4 protein-coding genes and 1 pseudogene are annotated in these 4,645 nt (G+C 73.2%); 1 reads left to right on the forward strand and 4 read right to left on the reverse strand.

The window, feature by feature from the left end:
• The 4 genes and pseudogenes from CCR97_RS16555 to CCR97_RS16570 all read right to left on the reverse strand — a co-directional run.
• Nucleotides 1-325: pseudogene (locus CCR97_RS16555) on the reverse strand (ATP-dependent DNA ligase); the annotation flags it as partial.
• The gene (locus tag CCR97_RS16560; RefSeq protein ID WP_111359913.1) at nt 322-1,428 is read right to left on the reverse strand and encodes a ligase-associated DNA damage response exonuclease; all 1,107 of its coding nucleotides are present in this window, start codon (nt 1,426-1,428) and stop codon (nt 322-324) included. The gene CCR97_RS16560 and the pseudogene CCR97_RS16555, both read right to left, overlap by 4 nt.
• A 210-nt stretch (nt 1,429-1,638) precedes the next feature.
• Nucleotides 1,639-2,733 (reverse strand): quinone-dependent dihydroorotate dehydrogenase, encoded by a 1,095-nt coding sequence (locus tag CCR97_RS16565; RefSeq protein ID WP_111359912.1) that lies wholly within the window; start codon nt 2,731-2,733, stop codon nt 1,639-1,641.
• A gap of 79 nt (nt 2,734-2,812) precedes the next feature.
• A complete protein-coding gene (locus CCR97_RS16570) occupies nt 2,813-4,180 on the reverse strand; it encodes a tetratricopeptide repeat protein (RefSeq protein ID WP_201159669.1) in 1,368 nt (455 codons plus the stop codon).
• A 178-nt stretch (nt 4,181-4,358) separates the two neighbouring features.
• Here CCR97_RS16570 and CCR97_RS16575 point away from each other — a divergent pair.
• Nucleotides 4,359-4,645: DEAD/DEAH box helicase (locus CCR97_RS16575; RefSeq protein ID WP_201159670.1), on the forward strand; the 287-nt coding region annotated here is incomplete at its 3' end.

Below are 4,645 nucleotides of genomic sequence, written 5' to 3' on the forward strand. Positions count from 1 at the left end.
CCTCACCCCACCCCTCTCCCCGCTCGCGGGGAGAGGGAGCAGGCCGGGCGTGCGGCGAGGGCCACATCAGCGCTACCGTCTCCGAGAGATCCCCCACATAGTCGTAGGACATCTCGAACAGCACCGGGTCGGTGCGTTCGGCGATCAGCGTTCTGATCAGGCCCGGCTTGGCGTGCGGGAACGATAGCGCGCCGGTGAGGGCGGCGAGCGCGAAGCCGCGCTCGGGATCCGGCGTGCTCCGAAAATAGTCGGTCATCTGCCGCAGCTTGGCGGTGCGGCCGGGCTCGTAGGCGAGGCGGTCGATCAGGGCGGCGAAGCGGTTCATGCGGGGCCGCCCGCAGGCTCGCCCGCCGCAGTAGCGTTCTGATCAGAAACAGCGGCCGTCCCGTCCTGATCAGTACCGGCGGTCGCGGCCTCGATGGTCTCGACCTCCTCCTCGTCGCCATAGCCGACGAGATGCAGCGGCTTTGCGCGAAGGCCCTTCGTGCCGCACCAGTGCACCAGCGCCTCCTCGGCCCCGTGGGTGAGCCAGATCTCCTCGGCGCCGGTCGCCGGGATCACGCGCGTGAGCCCGTCCCAGTCGCAGTGGTCGGACACGACCAGCGGCAGCTCGACGCCGCGCTGGCGCGCCCGCGCGCGGATGCGCATCCAGCCGGAGGCGAAGCAGGCGATCGGATCGGGAAAGCGCCGCGACCAGCGGTCGCCGAGCGCCGAGGGCGGGCACAGCACGATCGCGCCGGCGAACTCGGCCTTCGCCGCGTCGCGCACCGGCCGCAGGTCGCCGAGCTCCATGCGGCCCGCATAATAGGACGTGATCGTCTCGACGGCGCCGTGCAGATGGATGGGCCGCTCCCAGCCGGCGGCGCGCAGGAGCGCGATCAGCCGTTGCGCCTTGCCCAACGTGTAGGCGCCGAGGAGATGCGCACGCTCCGGAAACAGTCTCGTGGATCTGATCAGCTTCTCGACTTCGGCCGCGGCGTCGCCGTGGCGGAACACCGGCAGCCCGAACGTCGCCTCGCTGATGAAGACGTGACATGGCACCAGCTCGAACGGCGCACAGGTCGGATCATGAACATCCTTGTAGTCGCCGGAGGCGACGATCACGAGCCCGTCCTTCTCGACCCGGACTTGTGCGGAGCCCAGCACGTGACCGGCCGGATGCAGGCTCACGGTCACGCCGTCGATCGTCAGGCGCTCGCCATACGGCACCGCCTGCACGCTGCCGGCGAAGGCTTCGCCATACCGCAGCCGCATCAGGTCGAGCGTCTCGGCCGTCGCCAGCACGGCGCCGTGGCCCGCGCGCGCGTGGTCGGAATGCGCGTGCGTGATCACGGCGCGCGCCACCGGCCGCAGCGGATCGATGTGGAAACCGCCCACCGGACAGCACAGCCCGGCCGGCGTCGGAACGAGCAGGCTCTCCGGACGCATTGTTGGAAGATAGGCACTTCGGCCGGCGATGGGAGGGGGGCGGTGGACGATCTGGCCTCGTGTCCCGGGCGCGGCGCAACGCGCCGCGAACCGGGACCCAGGGCGACACGACGAGGCGCCCGTCAGAGTCGCCCCTGGGCCCCGGCTCTGCGGCACATCAGGCCTGCAGCCTGATGCGCCTTGTCCGGGGCACGCGGCCGCTCCGTAAGCTCACCTCACGTCCACGCCCACCACCTCGGAGACGTGCTTCACCCCGTCGCGTGCGAGCAGGTCGGCGAGGCCGCGGGTGATGCGGCGCACCACGCCGGGGCCCTCGTAGACGAGCGCGGTGAGCAGCGCGACCAGCGAGGCGCCCTTGCGGATCTTCGCATAGGCGTCCTCCGCCGACGACACGCCGCCGGAGGCGAACAGCACGTAGCGGCCGCGGTCCATGCGGCGGAAGCACTCGACCAGACACGCGTCGAGCAGCGCCGCCGAGGGCGGACCCGACACGGCGCCGGGCCAGCCCTTCCAGACCGCGTCGGGGGTGACGAGGCCGTCGCGCCGGCCGCTCGGCAGGTTGAACATGAAGCCGGCGATCTTCCGATGCCGCCCGGTGATCTCCAGCAGTCGCTCGATCATGGCGACGCCGCCGAGCGGCGACACCTTCAGGAACGACGGCCGGGCCGCATAGGGCGTCTCGTCGAGCGCCGTCAGCCAGGCGTCGAGCCGGCCGGGATCGGCGAAGAAGTCGCAGCCGTCGGTGGTGTTCGGGCAGCTCAGGTTGAACATCAGGTAGTCGGCGGCCGGCGCCAGCACCTGCGCGGCGTGCATGTACTCGGCGATCAGCGCGTCGTCGGCGAGCGGCGGCGCGCCGCGCCCCCGGTTGGTGGCGACGATGTTGATGCCGAGCGGCACCGGCAGCCGCGTTCCGGCGAGCCGGCGCGCGACCGCCGCGGCACCCTCGTTCGGCACCCCGTAGGCGACGACCAGCGCCCGATCGGCCGGCAGACGAAAGAGGCGCGGCGGCGGATTGCCGGCCGACGGCTCGGCCGACACCGAGCCGATCTCGACGAAGCCGAAGCCGAGCCCGGCGAGCGCCGCCACGGCCTCGCCGTTCTTGTCGAAGCCGGCCGAGAGGCCGACGGGGCTCGGAAACCGCAAAGCCCCGACATCGACCGCGAGCCGCGGATCGTCCACCGCCGTCACGGCCCGCATCAGCGGGGCGACGACGCCGGTGCGGGCGCCAGCCGCCATGGCGAGATGATGGGCGCGCTCCGGATCGAGGCGGAACAGCGCGGGACGCAGCAGCGTGTAGAGGGACATGACGGGTCGCCCGACCGAGAGGGGCGACCCTAGCGCCGCCGGGCGCGGCGAGGAATGCGCCCGCCCGCAGGTCTGCCGCTCACCCCTCGCGCGGTCGGCGCCGCAACCCGACGACGAGCGCCGTGCGGGAGCGCCCGGCCTGGGTCTCGTGCACGGCCTCCTCGGCGATCTCCACGGCGAAGCCGGCCGCCGCGGCGGCGCGTTCGACATAGGCGCGGCCGTGCACGAAGCAACCGCCCTGGGCGAGGCCGTCGAGGCTGCCGACCGCGATGGCGTCCGCATCGTCAGGGTTGGGGAACAGCGTCGCGGCGAAGACGCCGCCGTCGCGCAGCGCGGCCGCAGCCGCCGCGAGCGGCGGGCCGAGATCGCCGAAATGGATCAGCGTCGCGGCGCAGGCGATCGCGTCGTAGCGGGACGGCCGCTCGGCCAGGAAGCCGACGAGGTCGCCGCACACCAGCGCATCGTAAAGGCCTTTGTCGCGCGCCCGCTCCAGCATCGGGGCGGAGAGGTCGACGCCGTCGAGCCGGCGCGCCCGGGATTTGAGGAGCGCGCCGACCAGGCCGGTGCCGCAGCCGGCGTCGGCGATGTCGAGGGCGCCGTCCGGGACCATGCGCAGCAGTGCTTCGGCGACGAGGTCGGCGCCGCGATAGGCCTGCGGACCGGCGCCGGCGTCCCAGCGCGCCGCGCGGGCGGCGTAGATCGCCGCGATCTGGCCGTCGCCGGCGCGGGCCGGAAGCGGCGCGACGCCGAGCCGCGCGAGCAGCAGGCCGATGCCGTCGCGATCCTCCGGGTCCTGGGCCAGCACGGCTTCGAGGCAGGCGCGGGCGGGCGCGACGGCGCCGCAGCGGGCGAGCAGCACGCCGAGCAGGCGCAACGGAAAGCCGGGCTCCTCCGCGGCGCGCGCCGCGATCTCGGCGCAGCCGAGCGCGAGCGCGATCTCGCCGGCATCGACCAGCGCGAGGCCGAGCTGGATGCGGGTCTCGGCGTGGAACGGCCGCAGCGTCACGGCCTGCTGCAGATGGGCGATCGCCGTCGCGGTCTCACCGAGCGTCGTCAGGGTCGAGCCGAGATTGAGATGCGCCTCGGCGAAGTCCGGCGCGTGCGCGATCGCCTGGCGGTAGTGGGCGATCGCCGCGGCCGTGTCGCCCTGGCGCTTGAGCGCATTGCCGAGATTGTTGTGCACCTGGAAGGCGGTCGGCGCGGCAGCGAGCGCCGCGCGCAGATGCGTCACCGCCTCGTCGGTGCGGCCGAGCTCGGTCAGCACGTTGGCGAGGTTGTTGTGGGCGATCGCCGAGGTCGGCGCGATCTCCAGCGCCTCGCGGTATCGCTTCACCGCGGCCTCCAGCCGGCCCTGCTGCTTGAGCGCCGCGGCGGCGGCGCAGATCGCCTCGGCATTGCCCTGCTTGGCCGCCGCCCGGCGGTCGCGACGATTCATGGACCGATTCATGGGGCCGGCTCCGCGCTCCGGGGTGCTGCCGCAGCCGTAGCGGAAATTCGTTTACTCGCCGTTAACCATGATTTTCGGGTCCAGGCCCGGTGGCCGTGACCGCCCGCCTCCGGCGCCACGAGAATGAACCGCGAACATCCCACTTGGAAGGACCGCCCCGGCGCGCTACCACGGACGGGTGAGCGAGACCGTCCCCCGAGACACGCCCGAAGACGCGCCCGGCGACACGGCGGCGCCCGACCTGCCGGCGCCCTTCGCGCGGTGGTTCGCCGATCGCGGCTGGACGCCCCGCCCGCACCAGCTCGCCCTTCTGGCCGCCGCCCGCGCCGGCCGCTCGGCCCTGCTGATCGCCCCCACCGGCGCCGGCAAGACACTGGCCGGCTTCCTGCCGACGCTGGTGGAGATTTTCGAGGGACCGACAGGTCCGGATATGGGGAAGCGCCGTATGCCCCCCACCCCCGACCC

This window comes from Rhodoplanes elegans, from assembly GCF_016653355.1.
GTDB lineage: Bacteria > Pseudomonadota > Alphaproteobacteria > Rhizobiales > Xanthobacteraceae > Rhodoplanes > Rhodoplanes elegans.